We start from the raw sequence: 18027 nt of genomic DNA, 5'->3' as shown, positions 1-18027 counted from the left end.
TTATGTCATTGGAGGATGCTCCCGTTTGTAGTAACGACTTCAGTCGTTTCCTCTTTACGAAAGCGATCGCTTTCGTAACGCCCATATCCGCCTCTGCTTCCAGTTGCCAAGCAGGCAAGGGGTAGACGCGGCGATAGCTCGTGTTATGGCATCAGCCATAACACTCTTGGCAACGACTAAAGTCGTTACTACGAACATGAGCAATCCTCCCCATCTCCCCCCTCACCCTTACTCCGCCCGATCGCCTGGACGGTAGAGAGAGGAACTTGATAAAAATAGTTGCGCCGAAACTGTTCTTCCTCAACGGCCGCACAAAAGCGATCGCCAACGTCGAGAGGATGGGTCAAAGGTCCCGGGATCACCTGCAAACTATCTCCCATTGTCTTGACTTGAAAACCTGCGGCGATTAAGGCTTGTATGCCAAGTTCTAAGGTGCGATCGCTAATCGATAACTTAGAACAGACTTGTCCCCGGGTTGCTTGTTGTCCGGTTCGGCTGAGATATTTAGCCACCCCCACCAACTGCTGCCACACTTGCAGGGGGGAAACAGGTTTGGGCGGGGGATAGGCGATCGCCAGTGTCTTTTGAGTCTGGATTGCCAAGTCTAACCATTGATGCAACTCCTCCCAACTACTCGGACAGGTTTCTATCACAATTGAAGTAGTGCGATCAAAATTCACCCCCTCAGCATCGCCTAACTCTGTTTTCTCCTCTTCTCCCTTTTGAATCAGGTGGCGGCGAAAATCCAGAATCGGTAACCCCCCTTCCGGGGATGTGATCACGGTACCCGCTTCTCGGGGACGGACTGCAATCAAGCGCACTTCATACCGTTTTTGATAACTGTTGTAGTCCAGTTCCACCACAGCATCAGCAGGAACCTTCGGCAACTCCTCTTGATAATGTCCCCACCATAGGCCGGGAAATCCGGTTTCACTCGATTCATCCCAAATCTGGAACTCGGTTTTAATATATTCTATTTTCCGCCCTTTGTTATCCTTTATTTTACGATTTCTGGGGTTTTTAAATTGGCAATTTTCAATTAATAGCAAGGGGAATGGGTTACCCATCCCGCAAGGTTCTAATACTTTTAATTCGCGAAATAAGGTCTGACCTAATTCGGCCACAGTACAGCGTAAATCCGCTTGGACAACGGGCATTCCCAAACCCCCGACTGCTCCCATTTTTTCCTTCAACAATCGGTTAATGGCTTCCGTAAACAAGGAAACATTTTGAACAGGTAAGCTTAACCCAGCGGCAAAGGGATGACCGCCGAAACGGTGCAGTAAATGCTCTTGTTCTTTGACTAATTCATACAAGTCAATATTTTTAACCGATCGCGCTGAACCACGGGCCAGGGTCAAGGATCTATTCGAGGCTGAATCGTTGAATAGCGGGATTTTCTCCGGGTTTTCTACCTGAGAATTGCCGGAATCGGTACTTAACAAAATGGTGGGACGGGCGTAGTCTTGGGCGACTTTACCGGCGACTAAACCGAGGACTCCCGCAGGCCATTGGGGGTCTTGTAAGACGATCACGCCAGTGGTCGAGAGGTCGAGGCGATCGAGTTTTTGTTGGACCTGTTTATCCACATCTTTTTGGATAGCTTGCCGTCGGGAGTTGGCGCTTTCAGTGTCCTGGGCGAGTTTTTGGGCAAGACGGCGATCGCGAGTGGTGAGTAATTCCACACAGAAAGAAGCATCGCCATGAATCCGACTGACGGCATTAATCCGTGGACCAATGCCAAAGGAGATATCCGTGGGGCGATCGCCACTGCGTTTGCACAAATCCAACAACTCCCCCACCCCGGGTCGGCGTCGTTCCATCGGGGATTTCTGCCACTCCTGATGTAGGCGTTTGAGTCCCATTTGGGCTAAATATCGACAATCTCCACTCAGTTGTACCAAGTCAGCAATTAAGCCAATGGCAACTAAATCCAATAATCCCTCTAACGGTTCTTGCGGAATTTCTGGCAGTGTGCTATACAGAGCTTCTACCACCTTATAAGCAACAGCGACTCCCGAAAGATGCGCTAGGGGATGGGTTGAGGGAAGAGAACGGGGGTTGATAATTGCTGCAACTCCGGGACGATTCGGGGGTAAAGTATGATGATCCGTGACGATGATATCGATGCCCAACTGATGAGCATACTCGATTTCGTCAAGATTGGTACTCCCCGTATCGCAGGTCACGATTAATGTGGTTCCCGATGCCGCTAAATCGTCAATTCCGGACCGATTCAGACCGTGAGATTGGGTTAAGCGGTTGGGAATGACGTAGGTGAGTTGAGTGAGGGGGGTGAAAAATTGGCCCAGTCCGTCCCATAAGACACTGGTGGCGGTGATGCCATCGGCATCAAAGTCGCCCCAAATTGCCACCTTTTCCCCCTGTTTCCGGGCCCGTTTGAGGCGATCGACACAAGCGGACATTTCCTCGCCGAAATCAAATGGACTGGCGGGTTGATAGTCTTGAGGATTTAAAAACCGGGCCAGTTCCTCTCGGTCCTGAATTCCCCGTTGCCAGAGTAATGCTGCGGCATATTGGCCGGATAAACCCGACTGCTGGGAGTCGAGATGCTGTCGGACTTGTTCGAGGAACCACTCCGGAGGGAGTACGGGTTGTTGCAGATGCCAGGTGACGGGTTGCTGGTTCATATCCTCCCCTTGGACTTGTTTGAAGTTATTATCCCACGGGTCTCTTTAATTTGGGTTGGCGATCACAGGTTTCCTAAAAATCTATCTTCAGAAACATTGACGAATTGCCAATTTTTTATGTCTCTCCTGAACCAGAATGCAATCGAATGGCACGGACTGCCAACGCACCAAACCTTGAGGATAATATGTTAAATTAAACAGAACCCTCCTAGCGGATGCCAAGAATCCCAGAGGACTCAAGTTTTTAAATAACGGGGTTTCGGCCCACCCATTCGAGTTTGAAACCCTCCGAGGGTTTAAACTGTTGGCTTTTATAACGACTCACCTTTTTTGATGATTTTTTTCAGGGAAAGGCTCCCTTAACCCCAATTTAGCCCTAAACTTCCCTAGGTTTTGGGAAAAATTGATTTAAACCGTATCACTTTTAGAGAGAATTTTATGCAAACATCAAATCAAACCAGTGAATTAACATCCCAGCAATGGCATAGTTTATCGGAACAAGAAGTTGCCAATAAACTCGGTTCTAGCAACGAAGAAGGACTAACGACCGATTTAGCAAACCAACGATTAAAAGAATTCGGAACCAATGAATTAACCGGCAAGAAAGCTCAACCTTTATGGTTAAAATTTCTCCTGCAATTTAATCAACCGTTAATTTTAATTTTACTGGTTGCCGGTGCGGTGGAAGCCTTCCTAGAAGAATGGCCGAATGCCTGGGTTATCTGGGGGGTAACGATTATTAATGCGATTATTGGCTTCCTTCAAGAATGGAAAGCGGAAGGGGCGATCGCCGCCTTGGCTAAAGCCGTCACCACCGAAGCCACTTTAATTCGCGATGGCAACAAACAGCGCATCTCTTCCACCGAATTAGTCCCGGGAGATTTAGTCTTACTCAATTCCGGGGACAAAGTACCGGCTGATTTACGATTAATTCAAGTTAAAAACTTGCAAATTGATGAATCGGGATTAACGGGGGAGTCAGTTCCCGTGGAAAAAAACAGCGAGGGCCTCAATACAGAAACTACCCTGGCTGAACGAATTAATATGGCTTATGCGGGGGGATTAGTTACCTTCGGACAAGCCCAAGGTTTGGTAGTGGCTACGGGAAATAATACGGAAACCGGAAAGATTTCTCAACTGATTGACCAACGGACTAATTTAACAACCCCTTTAACCCGCAAGTTTAACAAATTTAGTAAAGTTTGGATGACTTTAGTGATGGGGTTAGGTGCATTAACCGTGGCGGTGGCATTCCATAATTATTATAATAATGAGGCGTCAGAGACATTCGGAAATGTTCAACCCTCGATCGCCGGTGCATTAGAAGCCGCGATCGCCTTGATTGTGAGTGCGATTCCGGAAGGATTACCGGCAGTGGTAACGGTGACCTTAGCCGTTGGCGTGAATCGGATGGCGCGACGTCATGCGATCGTTCGCAAATTGCCTGCGGTAGAAACCCTCGGGGGTGCAACCGTTATTTGTTCCGATAAAACCGGCACCTTGACAGAAAATCAGATGACGGTTCAAGAAATTCATGCTGGAGGTCAGAAGTATTATGTCACAGGTCAAGGCTATGCACCAGAAGGGGAAATTTCCCTTAATGATTCTCCCGTTGACTTCCAACAAAACCCAATTTTATTAGAATGTTTGCGGGCCGGACTTCTGTGTAATGATTCTCATATTGAAGAAAAAGATGGGAATTTGGTGGTCGTGGGGGACCCAACAGAAGGCGCGTTAATTGTTGCGGCGAATAAAGCGGGATTAACCCAAGATGCGATCGCCGAAGAACTACCAAAACTGGATGTGATTCCCTTTGAATCCGAGTTTCAGTATATGGCAACCTTGCATGATACCCCCAATGGACCCACGATTTATGTCAAAGGTTCAGTAGAATCCCTCCTCAAGCGTTGTACCCAAATCTTTAATCGTCAAGGTGAGGTGATTCCTTTAGATGCCGACGCCTTGCATGAGGAAGTCGAAATCATGGCAGAACAAGGGTTACGAGTGTTAGCCTTTGCCAAAAAATCCGTCAGTCCAGGACGGAATGACATCGATCGCCCAGATATCGATGAGGGGTTAATTTTTATGGGATTACAGGGGATGATTGACCCCCCGAGACCCGAGGCGATCGCCGCTGTTGCTGCCTGTCAAAATGCCGGAATTCAGGTAAAAATGATTACCGGAGACCATGCCACCACCGCCGCTGCGATCGCCCGTCGCATGGGAATGGAGAAAAACGGTCGAGTTCAAGCCTTTACCGGCACTCAAATCGGCGACATGGATGACCAAACCCTCGCCAATAACCTAGAGGATAGCGTCGTCTTTGCCCGAGTGGCACCGGAACAAAAACTCCGCCTCGTTGAAGCCTTGCAAGCCCGAGGTGAGATTGTCGCCATGACGGGAGATGGAGTCAACGATGCACCGGCCCTCAAACAAGCCGATGTGGGGATTGCAATGGGAGGTGCGGGAACGGAAGTTGCTAAAGAATCGGCAGATATAATTCTCACCGATGATAACTTTGCCTCCATTGAAGCCGCCGTGGAAGAAGGACGCACGGTGTATAGCAACTTAGTGAAAGCGATTTCCTTTATTTTACCCGTCAACTTAGGGGAATCCATGACAGTGTTATTGAGTGTGTTATTAGGTCGCTACCTACCCATTGAAGCCTTACAAATTCTCTGGCTGAATATGCTCAATTCCATCACTATGACCGTTCCTCTGTCCTTTGAACCCAAATCTCCCCGGGTGATGGAAAAGCCCCCGCGCAACCCCAGCGAATCTCTGTTATCGCCCGATCGCATTAAACGCATTGTCATCATCGCCATTTATAACTGGATTGTCATCTTTGGAATGTTTGAATGGTCACTTAAAACCCATCCCGACCAACTCGCCTTAGCCCGAACCATCGCCGTTCAATCCTTAGTTTCCGGTCGGATTTTTTATCTATTAAGCATTAGCCAATTATTGCCAAATTTAATCGCAAAAATGAAGGGAAACCGAACTTCCCAAAAGGGTGCACCTGCCATTATCGGAGGAATTATTGGGGCAGTCGTCTTGCAAATTCTCTTCTCCCAAGTTCCCCTACTCAACCGCATCTTTCAAACCGCCCCTCTCAATCTTACCCAATGGTTAATCTGTCTAGCTGCCGGATTACCCATGATACCCGTCGCCCTCCTAGTCAACCGCCTAGACCCCCCAAACTAACTCTTCTTTCGTAGTAACGACTTCAGTCGTTCTTAATTGTTCGTAGTAACGACTTCAGTCGTTCCCGAATTCTTCCCCTCCCAAAAACCCCGATCGCCTCACCTTGTAAACAGTCCATAGGCGATCGGGGTTTAATTTGGGCCCACCCCTGCATCATCCAGCTACCTCTTTGGGAGTAAGCGGTTCGGTATTTAAACCCGATGATTTACCACGCACTATCCAGCATCATGCACAAGTGGAAGCGCGAATATATCTGACCCCTGATCGCCAAGGACCCACTCCTTCGAGCAAGCATAAACCTTCTGGGTCATTTATAACTTGCAATCAGACCTTAAATCCTTGATTTAAGTCACCCGAAACCCCTTTTAAAACTAGCCTAGTTCCCCTATATAATGGCTCCCGCTTGAATAAATGTGACTGAGCCTGATTTAGGCGATAAAATCCTCCGTAATGCTAGATTCTTTTAGGGATACCCTGACGCGAAAGTGAGTACCAGGAGGCGGACTAAACCGCAATTGAATCAAGTTGTCGTAACCTTGAACACTGCGATCGCCTCTGGATTCAGCTTCTCGGATGGTGTCTCCTGATGCTGACAAGACGCTCAATTTTAAATGGGGGGGTAACTTTCCCGGTGCAGTCGGTTGGACTTGCAGAAATATCCCCAATTTGCTGTCTTGTTTGGGCATAATTGCCACAATTAAAGCTACAGAATGACCTTGGAGAGACATTCCCCAATCCAGGTAGCGGGCTTTTCTGATGCCTGATTGAGGATGTCCGGGACTAATTTTACCTAAACTGAGTGCCGCTTGCCAACGGGTTTCTTCATCCCGGGCGGTATGCAACAATTGAGTTAAAGCATCGATCGCCTCAGAATTACCAAATCCAAGTTCTCCCAAGACTCCTGCGGCATGACGACGAGTTTGCTCTAATTCATTCGGTTGCAACAAGCGAATCACTGGGGCGATCGCCTGGGTTGTCTCACTTTTTCCACGCACTGCGATCGGGATTGGCGGCACAAACAATGCCTCAAACTGTTGCCATCCCCCGGAAATCGCTTCCAGTCCTTCCTCCGTTACCTGGTGTAACCATTGTCTTAACTCCTGTAAAGGTTGATCCGAGGCAACTTCTGGAACTTTCCCCATCCGGCGATCGCACAGTTGTTGTCGCCATTCCTGATTATCTAACAAAGCGGCCCAGGTTTCAAACGGTATTTCCCCTTGCAATCTGGGGGAATAAATCCCCGGATTCCCCAAAATTATCACCCACTTTTTAGCTTCGACTGCCGATAGTGCCGGTAAGGGGAGAATCGGTTCTCGCACCTGGAGTCCCCGGGTTATTTCTATCACCGTTAAATCCGGGATTAACTCGGTCATTTCTAATTCATAAATTCGACTATTAGCATCATAATTCCCTTGGGTTTTCACCTGTTGATGAGTGGCAAATCCGGGAACTTCTATCCAGCAGTCCTCCTCATCCCCATCTAAACTGACGATGATGGGAAGATAATAATCCCCCACCCAGTTCGGATTGTCTATCCATTCTTGGGGAACCTCTACAGATTCTGACTCAATTTCATCCACGGGAATGAGGATAAATCGAGTGAAATCCAGCTCAATTGCAGTGCCATTGACCAATTCTAAACTCTCAAAAAGTTGCTCTGCTGTCGGCCAAATGGAAGGGGCTGGTAATCCTTCCTCTTGAGCCCATTCTTCAAACCAGGGTAAGAGAGTTTTTACCGTAATCCAATTGAGATAGGCTTGATAGCGGGTGAGGGTATTGGAGTGGCGATCGGCCATCTGCCAAGCCTGTTCTTGGTGATCAGGCGCAATTTTGAAGCGCATTCCTTCCGAAGAGTTTTGAATTCTGGGCTGATTCCATTCATTATTTATAAAGTTCATGATCGAGTTCTCCTGAATCCGATTTGTGTAAGCTGTTTAACCAGTCGTTGGTCAATTGGGTGATATGCTGTCTTTCGACATTTCCAAGCAGAGAGACTTTCAATTCATCGGAAAGCTTCTGAATCAAATAAGATTCTAGTAGACAAATTCCTTCCCAAACTAAGTGATGCACCCTGTCTTTATCCAGTCCTAGTTTCGCGGCTATCTGGTCCAGAGGGACGCGATGGGTGTAGGAAAGTTTCAGAATTTTCTGGATATCAGGAGAAAGTAAATTAAAGCCTTGATTGAGCAGTTGGCTTAAGGCGGATTGGTAAAAATCATAGAGCCACTTGTCTACATACTTCTTTATCCAATTCTCTAGGGTCGTGCATAAACATTTATGCAATTGAGTTTCAATGGTACTCAGTTTAGAGTGGACCTGATCTGCCGTCATTCCGAGGCGATCGCCAATTTGTTGGACCGTCAGTTTTTGCCCATAGCGTAAGGACAATAACTCTCGGTCCTCAGATTTCTGGGTCGCGATCGCCTTCCCCAAGGCTTGAGCAATTAGATCCGCCGGATTAGGCGATAAAAAATTTTTCTGTAACCACCCTTGCACCGAGTTGAGGGCTTTTTCTTCCGGCTGAATTAATTGAGTTAAAGCACTTAACAGATGGGTTTTATAGGTTTTAAGTTTGCGGTTCACACTCGATTGATTAATCCCCCGCAACTCCCCAATTTGATGTTGAGTGAGTCCGATTCCATATTTCAGAATAAGAATCCGATCTTTATCAATCAATACCCGGCGATCGCCTAGTTGAACTTCGAGAATACTGCGGCATCCTCTGAGTTCGGTTTCAAATAACTCATGAATGCGTTTGAGCTGAGTCCCAGGAGAATCCTGTAAGTCTCCTTCAGACTCTTCTTCCAGGATAGCGTCTTCCAATTCAGTTGGGGGCGCGGGTATTTCTAGTCCCTGTTTTTCCTCAAGCTCATCAATTGAATAGACCTGATTTTCCCGTCCTCTTTTATCTTTTAAGGCTTTCAGACAACAGTGCATCCAAGATTCAATCTGTTCTGCATTGCTGGGAGGATTAGCTGCCACTTCGGGCAAAGCAGAAGGCAAGAGTCTCTGAGCATTATAAAAGTTAGCCGTTTCCGCAAAATCTTCCTTTTGGGGTGCAGGCCAAATTTCCCTTCGGGTTCTGCCCCCTCCATTAATATGATTGGCTATATAAACTTTTTTAAACAATTTGCGGGCTAATAATAGTTGTGAAGCTTGGGTTGTACCCAGGTAAACCGATTCTAAAGCCTGGGCTATTTCATAGTCCGGAGCTTTACATAATAACCGCCAGGAAGAGTAACGACCCACATCGGTTTCTGATTTAATATTTCGCATTAAAACCGATTGTAAATAGGTAGAAAATTTTGCCGGTCCATTGGGTTGATATTTTCTGAAAATCTCGGCTAATTTATCCTGTTTTTGGAGCCAGAGTCGGGCGATGGTGAAGGCATCTTCCCATAAAATTTGAGAATGCTGGTGGACAATGGTACGGGCCGCTTGGTGACAAATCGGTTCATAATAACTGGCTAAATGCTGGAATGCCAGTTGCTGGCGATCGGGGGGTTCCCACCCTTGGGGCGGTAGGGAATCGAGGGCGAGGGCAATCCAGAACTGTTCTAATCCTGTCCCATCGTCCTGGCGATCGCACAAGTCGGCAAAGTTGGGGTCTTGGGCGATATATAACTGAATATTGCGCCGTAAACGCGGTTCAGTTTTCCATTCCAGCACCCAGCGCCCCCCTTGGTGATTTAACCGGAGATAGGTACAAAATTGCTTCAGGGTAGGGGAACGCCGGGGTGGCGTGGGAATCGGGTTCGGGTTTGATGGACTTAACATTCTCGTTCTCGGTTCGGGAATCGTGAGCTCACGGAAATCCGTCGTTTCTGGGTTCTAAAGATTTACTAGGGCAGTCCATCGCCAATTATGCAAAAATGCCCCGCATCGCAAAATTAGCCTGGAAAAATCCAGTTTCTGCACCGGATTGAGGGCGGATGGGTAGCGATTTGCTGAGGAAACCCCCTAGAAGGATTCCCGAAGGGAAGACTCATCGGTTGCCGAGGGGACGACCCTGCATATTTTTGAGCAATCTATCCTAATAAAGCGTTTAGAAGGCGATCGCCTCTTGAGGTGAAGTGGCGATCGCCCCGCAGGAGTGACCCGGGCTGATATTGAAGCCCCTACCGCGATCGGTATCGTTGATGGGAGGATGGCATCGAATGAAGTTCTATTGGTTCCAATGGCTGTTCGGCAAACTGTTTTTTCCCCGAAGAAACAGCAGGAGTTCTCAAGGCGCTGAGATTGACTCAGAATTGATCCTACAGCAGTCTAACCAATTGGCGATCGTGGATGAAACCATTGTTCCCTATTTTGGAGGACGGGTCCGGTTTCAGAATTCCTGGTGGCCTGCCTTATGTCTACATCATATTACGTTAGGTCCCGGTGAAGTGGTTTCTGTCGTGGGACGGCATAATATTACGTTGCTGGTTGAACCGATTGGGGCATCTGTACAAAGGGGAGGGAACGACTGAAGTCGTTACTACAAACTGGAGGAGGGGGGAACGACTGAAGTTGTTACTACAAACTGGAGGAGGGGGGAACGACTGAAGTTGTTACTACAAACTAAGGAAGAGAACGACTGAAGTCGTTACTACGAACTAAGAAGAGGGAAGGATGCGATCGCGATCGCCTCTGGGATTGATTTGGATCTCCTGGTTCCGTGATGATTATCTTAAGGTTGGACCTGTGATCATCACGGGTTTATTTTGAATCCGTAGTTAGATTAGAGCAAGAAAATCACAGGGATTGATGGATGTAACCGTTTAATCCTTCGCCCTTGAGGAGGGACTGCAAATGATCGGAATGTTCTGGATCGCACTGGTAACCAGTTTAACGGCCTGGTTTTGTTATATGAATACCTCAGAAGAAATTCCCCGAATTCTGGCGATGGCTGTCGGGACCCTGGGGGTAGGCTGGGATATAGTGATTGCCCCTTGGCCACTTCAACTCGCCCTCGTTCTGTTGATTTTGTATTGGACTCGCCATGTTTCTCCCCCACCCACAAAAGCCAGCTAACCTCTCCTTTATTGCCTTCTCAAAATAGTCGCATTCTTTTCTAGCGCTTGTGTCCAATTCGTGCTATGGAATCCGGGGCTAGAGGTTCCGCTTCTTCTGTGTTCCAGAACCCGATGACATCTCAAACCCTGTTTATTGAAATAAAAATAGAGCGAGATTGACTTAATGTGATTTACAATACGATACCAGCCTGGGAAAAATGATAGATTCATTGGGGATTCAACTTTGAACCCCTCCCTTCTACAATCTGCTCCCTCGATGAAGATTGTTGATACAATATTGTTAGGGATTGCTGAAATAGCCTATAATTAATGGGTTGAAACTGCCCAGATTTTTTGCGAAGCTTTTCAGGGAATATCAGACTGGAGAGTGGGAGAAAATGTGGGAAAGCGATCGCTTCAGGGAACTCTCAATACATCAAATCAAACCTTCACTACGGCGCAGGACAATGTCCCGGCACTATCCTCGTTTATCTTTCGGGGAAATGGATGAGCAGATTGCGCTTCAGTGAAGAGAATTGGCTGGGTAGTAACCGATGGGGATCGTCGATCGCCCGTTAAGTTTAGAGGGCTTTAGGTATAAAAACGGATTGACTGTTCTAACAGCGATCGCCTTTCAGGTGAGGGATGAACAGAAGCACCGAGGGTAGAAAATTCACCCCTAACTGACCGATGCAAGGTAGAGATCCCCGCCACCGGATCGAGGCGACCCTTGAACAACTCAATCTTAGAGAATCAGTCCCCAGCCAAACCCGCCAAAAATTAATCCCTAACTGTGCGACATCAGGTTATAAAATAAGAGAATATATAGCGCAAAAGTTGGTGCTTTCGGGGTGGTAAAAGCTATCATCAAAGATAATCCAGTAAACATTGAACTAAACCAACATCGGCGATCGCACTCAGGAGCAACCCTCACGGTCCTCCGCCCCACCCGTCCTCAGTTCTGGGGATATCTTCAGAATCAACCCAAGCGCGAGCCAACCCCTTGGGGCCAAAGTGCTTAACCGGCTTAAATTTGGGGAATACTCTAGTCAAGCATATTAAATCAACCAGCCATGACAAACTTCGCATCACAGCGGCGTGCTCTAGTTGTCCAGAATGCGTTTTCTCCCTTCGGCAATAAGCTGATCCAAGCAGGCTATGCCGATCGCGAACAAGTTCAACGCGCCCACATCGAAAGTCGGAAATCAGGAAAGCCTCTTACTGAGGTCCTCGAAGCCATTACCGGAAAGCAACTGCCTCCCGAGTTGCTCAGGCAGTACAAAAAACAACAGCTTTTTGAACTGAAAATTGTCTACGGTGTCGAAGCCTTGGATCCAGAAATCACCGAACTCTCACCGGAACAACTCGGTCCACTCCTAGAGACCTTGCTTCCCCTAGAAAGCTGCCGTCGCCATCGCATCCTGCCCATCTCCCGCAACGAAGGCGATTCCCCATCAGTTTCCGTAGCAATGGTCGATCCCGATAACTTAGCCGCCCTTGACGACTTGACCCGCATCCTCAGACCCCAGGGACTGAGCCTACGCCGACTGGTGATCACACCAGAAGACTATAACAACTTACTCAATCAATATTCTGACGAAAAGGCCAAAGAACAACAGGCCAAAGCAGAAAAAGCTAATCAACTCGATTTAAACCTCAATAGTGACGTCTTCAATGAGGTAGATGGGGAATCCCTCGATGACGCCCCAGAAGAAAATGAAGACATGAACCTGGATGCGGCGTTGCGAGGGGCCAACGACGCACCGATTATTAACACCGTTAATAAAATCCTGGCCAAAGCCCTCTCCGATGGCGTCTCCGATATCCACGTCGAACCCCAAGAAGAGTTTCTCCGAGTGCGGATGCGGAAAGACGGCGTACTCCACGAGTTTGCCCGGTTACCCAGTAAAATTACAAATGCCTTGACCTCGCGGTTCAAAATTATTTCCGACATGGATATTGCCGAACGTCGGAATGCCCAGGATGGACGGATTCGGAGGATCTTCCAGGGACGTACCGTGGACTTCCGGGTGAACTGTCTGCCGTCGCGATATGGCGAAAAACTCTGTTTACGGATTTTGGACAACTCTTCCACCCAGTTGGGGTTGGATAAGTTAATTTCCAATCCTGAGAGTTTAGCCCTAGTCCGGGAAATGGCGAGTCGTCCTTTTGGGCTGATTTTGGTGACGGGACCCACAGGTTCAGGGAAATCCACCTCGTTGTATTCGGTGTTAGCCGAACGCAACGACCCCAGCGTCAATATTTCCACAGCAGAAGACCCGATTGAATATGCCTTGCCGGGGATTACCCAATGTCAGGTGATTCGGGCCAAAGGATTAGACTTTACCAACTTGTTGCGGGCCTTTATGCGGCAAGACCCGGACATCATTCTGGTGGGTGAAACTCGGGATAAAGAAACGGCGAAAACGGCTATTGAAGCAGCCTTGACGGGTCACTTAGTGTTAACCACCCTGCATACCAACGACGCGGCAGGGGCGATCGCCCGTTTAGATGAAATGGGGGTTGAGCCCTTCATGGTCGCCGGTTCTCTGATTGGGGTATTGGCCCAACGCTTGATGCGGCGTGTCTGTAGCGAATGTCGCATCGCCTACACCCCCACTCCCCAAGAACTCGGTCGCTTTGGTCTCTCCGTTTCTGGGGAAAATAATGTCACGTTCTATAAAGCCAACATCGTGGCCCCCGCAGAGCGCAAAGCCGCCCAAGACGCCGGGACTTTATGTCAGAAATGTGGGGGCGGTGGATATAAAGGCCGGGTTGGGGTGTATGAAGTCCTCAAAAACACTGAAAATCTGCAAATGTTAATCTCTCAAGGTGCTCCCACCGAAAGGATTAAGGAAGCCGCAGTGGAAGAAGGGATGGTGACTTTGCTCGCCTATAGCCTGAATCTGGTTCGGGAAGGTCATACCACCTTTGAAGAGGTTGAACGGGTGACTTTTACCGACTCCGGCTTGGAAGCTGAACTCAAAGCCAAACGCAAGACGGGTCTGACTTGTAAGGCTTGCGGGGCTGGTTTGCAGCAGGAGTGGCTCGATTGTCTGTACTGCTTAACCCCCCGCTTCCAACAAGATTGAGGCGATCGCAGCCTAACTTTCCTCGGCGATTTACTTTCAATACAATCTAAACAGAGATTATCGGAGAAAACGCGACTATGGCAGGTCTGGTCATTGAAGATATTATGGAGTCCCTGGTTGAACAAGGTGGCTCAGACATCCACATCCAAGCCGGTGCACCCATCTACTTCCGCGTCAGCGGGAAACTGACTCCTCAGCCCCAATTTGGGGAAAGTCTCGCCCCGGAAGAATGTCAGCAAGTCATCTTCCAAATGCTCAACAACCAACAACGCAAAACGTTAGAGCAAAACTGGGATTTAGACTGCGCTTACGGGGTTAAAGGTTTGGCCCGTTTCCGGGTAAACGTTTATCGGGAACGCGGCTGCTGGGCCTCTTGTTTGCGGGCCTTGGGTTCCACCATTCCTAATGCCGATAAGTTAGGGGTTCCCCAGGTGATCCGGGAAATGACTGAGCGCCCTCGGGGGCTATTGCTGGTCACGGGTCAAACGGGTTCGGGAAAAACCACCACGATGGCCGCATTGCTGGATCTGATTAACCGCACCCGCGCCGAACATATCCTCACGGTAGAAGACCCCATCGAGTATGTGTTTCCCAATATCAAGAGCCTATTCCACCAACGGCAAAAAGGGGAAGACACCAAGAGCTTCTCCAATGCGCTTAAAGGGGCCCTGCGTCAAGACCCGGATATTATTCTAGTTGGAGAAATGCGGGACTTTGAGACGATTTCTCTGGCCGTATCTGCCGCAGAAACGGGTCACTTGGTCATGGGAACCCTGCACACCAACTCCGCTGCCGGTACCGTAGACCGGATGTTGGATGTGTTTCCCCCAGAAGTAAAAGCCCAAATCCGCGCACAGATGGGGATTTCCTTAATTGGCATTTGTAGTCAAAACTTGGTTCCCAAGCTGGGCGGCGGTCGGGTCTGCGCCCAGGAAGTGCTCGTGAATAATGCTGCTATTGGTAACTTAATCAAGGAAGGAAAGACGGCCCAGATTTACTCCATGATCCAAACTGGGGGTCGCTTGGGAATGCAGACAATGGAAATGGCCCTGGCTAAACATTACAAAGAGGGCAAAGTCTCTTGGGAAGCGGCGATGAGTAAAGCGGTGAAAGCCGATGAACTGGAACGATTGATCGGACCCTCTCCGGCCCTCAGTAATGCAGCGGCAGGGCACTAATTGGGTGGGCAGGATATTGGGGGAGTGCGTCAATTCCTCCCCCTCAATCTTTCTGATCTCCCAGGGGAACCCTCCATCAAGAGCGGCTGTTGTTAGGATGGAATCGGCCCTTACGTTAGACATTTACTGATGCTTCGAGTCATTCCATCCCTGCACTCTCTCAATTTATCTCGAATAGGAGGTTAATTATGGCGACAAACGTTATTACAACTGAAGAAAAAAAGAAAGGTTTTGATTTTGCCGCATTGGAAGAAAATCTCAATGTGGCAATGGCTAAAATGACGGTGAAAGACAAAGCTGTTTTTTCCCGTCAGTTAGCCGTGATGTTTAACTCCGGTGTGGCGTTAATGAAGGCGATCGCCATGTTGGGGGAAACCTCAGATAATGCCAAATTAAAAAAGGCCCTGCGTCAGATTAAAGGGGAACTGGAAACCGGGGTTCCGCTTTCCGAGGCGATGTCCAAATTCCCCGATATCTTTGATGACCTCTACTGTGCAATGGTCGAGTCCGGAGAAATTGGGGGGGTGCTTGACATGGTGCTCAACCGTCTCGCCATTGCTTTAGAAAAATCTGCCAAAATTCAAAACCACATCAAATCCGCCTCCGCTTATCCGAAAGCAGTGGGAAGTATTGCGATTATCGTGTTTTTTGCAATGACCACCTTTCTGCTGCCGACCTTTGCTGGCATTTTCGAGGAATTGGGTGCAGAGTTACCCATGTTTACCCAAATTATGCTGGGAATCAGTGCGTTTACTACGGATTGGAGAAAAATGCTGGTTTTGATTGTCTGCCTTTTCCTCCTGGTGACTGCCTACAAAACGTTTTATAAAACTCCCCAGGGTCGCTTAATCTGCGATCGGATGTACTTGAATCTGCCCATTATTGGTCCACTCATTAAACTCACGGCGGTTGCTCGTTTCTGTGGCACGTTTTCTATGTTAACGGGCGCAGGCGTCCCCATGCTCAGTTGCTTTGATATTGTGGCCCGTACTGCGGGAAATCAGGTGATTGCTAATGCCATTAGTAATGGGAAAGCCGAGGTGGAACAAGGGGGGAGCTTAACGGAAGCCTTTGACCGAGAAAATATCTTTCCCCCAATGGCAATTTCCATGATGCGAATTGGAGAAGAAACCGGGGAACTGGACAAGATGCTGTCCAAAGTTGCCGACTTTTATGAAGATGAAGTGGAACAAGCGGTGAAAGGTCTCACCAGTACCCTGGAACCGATTATGATGGTGGGCATTGCGGCAATGGTGGGTTCGATTTTGATGTCTATGTATCTGCCTATGTTTGCTGTGTTTGACCAACTCGGATAAACCGAGGGGGATGAGCTGGATTGACGAACCGATTCCTGAGCTTGAAATGCCAAGAACTAGCGGGGTTGATTACAAATTTCCCCCGCTTTCAATCGGATTTGGGTTTCCTGATACGGCTCATTGACTGGAATGCCGACTCCTTGTAGGTCAATCCAGAAGTTGAAACGTCTTGAAAAATTATGTCTCTTAAACAATACCATTACGAACAGTTACTCGCTGACTATAGCAATCGGGCTAGTGCGATCGCCCTGCTGCGGCAGTATCGAACCTATTTGGAAATGATTCCAAGTATGCGCCGTCCCCAGGAAAGCGTCATTCCCATTCCCTTACCCAATATCCGCATTCGCGAAACCATTTCTTCCCATTCTCCCAGTGGATTAAATGCCAACTCCGGAGATGTGATTTCTTTACCCTGTGATGTCGCCATTCTGATGTGTGACCCGGATTGGAAGGTGAAAATGGGGGTGGAAATCTTTGTGTTTATTCATCGTCCAGAAGAAGATTTTTCCGATTTACTCCGCCGCTGGCGACAAACTCAAATGTGGTTGTCTCATGCCTACGAGTGGTTAATGCCTCTGCGTTATCAATACATCATTGGAGAAGGGTCTGACACGATTTATCCCTTGTTTGTGGTGTTTGATGACACGGCAGAGCGCATTAAACGCGGTCTGAAAGGGGCTTCTCTCCCCTTCGTGGTTCAAAACCTCAGTGGGTTAATTGACGAGGATGAACCCTTGGAGAAAACGGAAGAACTTGTCATGTTCCAGGAAGAAAACCCGATTGAAGAATAGTTGCTTCCCCTGCACCGATATAGGGGATTATAGGAATGAATCAAGGGTTATTCAGGTGCAGTTACGATCGCCCTTTCCGGTAATTATTAAGTGAATAAATTTACCCGATATGGGTGAAATTGTCAAGCCCTTTCTCGAAGTTTTAGACTCATTCCCTGATTGCACTTCCAAGTCCCGATCGCCGGGAAAAATCCCAAGAGTTTGCGATCGCAAAATCTGTCTTTTCGTTGCCCAATTTTAACTGGCCTAGATGCCACTTCTCAAACTGGCACAGGGTTTCTAATTCTTTAACCCTTCGGCAATAGAATCAAGCCAAACAAGCTCAGGAAACAATCAAATTTTTACCACTCTGAGAACCAGAGATTGAGGGTGTTTTTTATGAACAAAGTTCCTTCGCAACAACACACAACAGCCTGGATTATTCAAGTTTGGGCTTCCTTTGCGATCGCCTTAGCAGCGACTGGCGTCGGCATCGTTAACTTACCCGTCACCAATTGGGTCAAAGGTTATATGGGAATGGGTGTCCTCTTCACCGTCGGCTCCTCGTTTAGCCTCGCCAAAACCCTGCGCGATCGCCATGAAGCGGAAAAACTCACCTCCAAAGTAGAAGAAGCGCGAGTCGAACGAATCCTCACCGAACATAACACCTTGAGATAAACCCAAAAAAGCCCCAACAGTCATCAACCGTTGAGACTTTCTTGCAAATCGCCCCGCGTCCTACCCCTGTTCGTAGTAACGACTTCAGTCGTTATCCAGTCTCAGCCTGTTGTTCGTAGTAACGACTTCAGTCGTTATCCAGTC

General features: G+C 48.2%; 13 protein-coding genes. 9 read left to right on the top strand and 4 right to left on the bottom strand.

Going from position 1 to position 18027, the window contains the following annotated elements; translation table 11 throughout:
- Window positions 1-54: 54 nt before the first annotated feature.
- Window positions 55-198, bottom strand: a complete 144-nt coding sequence (locus NG795_RS10010; RefSeq protein WP_367288523.1) for a hypothetical protein — start codon at window positions 196-198, stop codon at window positions 55-57.
- A complete protein-coding gene (locus tag NG795_RS10005; RefSeq protein ID WP_367288522.1) occupies window positions 189-2651 on the bottom strand; it encodes a single-stranded-DNA-specific exonuclease RecJ in 2463 nt (820 codons plus the stop codon). Before NG795_RS10005 ends, NG795_RS10010 begins: the two co-directional genes overlap by 10 nt.
- A 438-nt stretch (window positions 2652-3089) precedes the next feature.
- Between NG795_RS10005 and NG795_RS10000 the strand changes: the two genes are divergently transcribed.
- Window positions 3090-5855, top strand: coding sequence for a cation-translocating P-type ATPase (locus NG795_RS10000; RefSeq protein WP_367288521.1), 2766 nt, complete (start codon window positions 3090-3092; stop codon window positions 5853-5855).
- Between the two features lie 428 nt (window positions 5856-6283).
- Here the strand turns inward: NG795_RS10000 and NG795_RS09995 are convergent, their stop codons facing one another.
- Both NG795_RS09995 and NG795_RS09990 read right to left on the bottom strand, forming a co-directional pair.
- The gene (locus NG795_RS09995; RefSeq protein ID WP_367288520.1) at window positions 6284-7753 is read right to left on the bottom strand and encodes a DUF1822 family protein; all 1470 of its coding nucleotides are present in this window, start codon (window positions 7751-7753) and stop codon (window positions 6284-6286) included.
- Entirely contained in the window at window positions 7737-9632 is a 1896-nt protein-coding gene (locus tag NG795_RS09990) for a sigma factor-like helix-turn-helix DNA-binding protein (RefSeq protein ID WP_367288519.1), read from the bottom strand. Before NG795_RS09990 ends, NG795_RS09995 begins: the two co-directional genes overlap by 17 nt.
- A gap of 380 nt (window positions 9633-10012) precedes the next feature.
- Between NG795_RS09990 and NG795_RS09985 the strand changes: the two genes are divergently transcribed.
- From NG795_RS09985 to NG795_RS09950, 8 genes are all read left to right on the top strand, one after another.
- Complete coding sequence (locus NG795_RS09985; RefSeq protein WP_367288518.1) at window positions 10013-10324, top strand: NfeD family protein; 312 nt, start codon at window positions 10013-10015, stop codon at window positions 10322-10324.
- 322 nt (window positions 10325-10646) lie between these two features.
- Window positions 10647-10868 (top strand): hypothetical protein, encoded by a 222-nt coding sequence (locus NG795_RS09980; RefSeq protein ID WP_367288517.1) that lies wholly within the window; start codon window positions 10647-10649, stop codon window positions 10866-10868.
- Between the two features lie 832 nt (window positions 10869-11700).
- Complete coding sequence (locus tag NG795_RS09975; RefSeq protein WP_367288516.1) at window positions 11701-11871, top strand: hypothetical protein; 171 nt, start codon at window positions 11701-11703, stop codon at window positions 11869-11871.
- Window positions 11872-11922: 51 nt separating this feature from the next.
- Window positions 11923-13941 carry a GspE/PulE family protein gene (locus NG795_RS09970; protein WP_367288515.1) on the top strand — a complete coding sequence of 673 codons (2019 nt, stop codon included), beginning with the start codon at window positions 11923-11925 and terminating at the stop codon, window positions 13939-13941.
- A 77-nt stretch (window positions 13942-14018) separates the two neighbouring features.
- On the top strand, window positions 14019-15119 hold the full coding sequence (locus NG795_RS09965; protein ID WP_367288514.1) for a type IV pilus twitching motility protein PilT: 1101 nt from the start codon (window positions 14019-14021) through the stop codon (window positions 15117-15119).
- Between the two features lie 188 nt (window positions 15120-15307).
- A complete protein-coding gene (locus tag NG795_RS09960) occupies window positions 15308-16435 on the top strand; it encodes a type II secretion system F family protein (RefSeq protein ID WP_367288513.1) in 1128 nt (375 codons plus the stop codon).
- Window positions 16436-16614: 179 nt separating this feature from the next.
- A complete protein-coding gene (locus NG795_RS09955; RefSeq protein ID WP_367288512.1) occupies window positions 16615-17226 on the top strand; it encodes a hypothetical protein in 612 nt (203 codons plus the stop codon).
- A 378-nt stretch (window positions 17227-17604) separates the two neighbouring features.
- Complete coding sequence (locus NG795_RS09950) at window positions 17605-17883, top strand: YiaA/YiaB family inner membrane protein (protein WP_367288511.1); 279 nt, start codon at window positions 17605-17607, stop codon at window positions 17881-17883.
- Window positions 17884-18027: the final 144 nt, after the last annotated feature.

This window comes from Laspinema palackyanum D2c, from assembly GCF_025370875.1.
Classification (GTDB): Bacteria; Cyanobacteriota; Cyanobacteriia; order Cyanobacteriales; family Laspinemataceae; genus Laspinema; species Laspinema palackyanum.
Note: the sequence above shows the minus strand (reverse complement) of the source record. Positions and strands in the feature narration are given on the sequence as shown.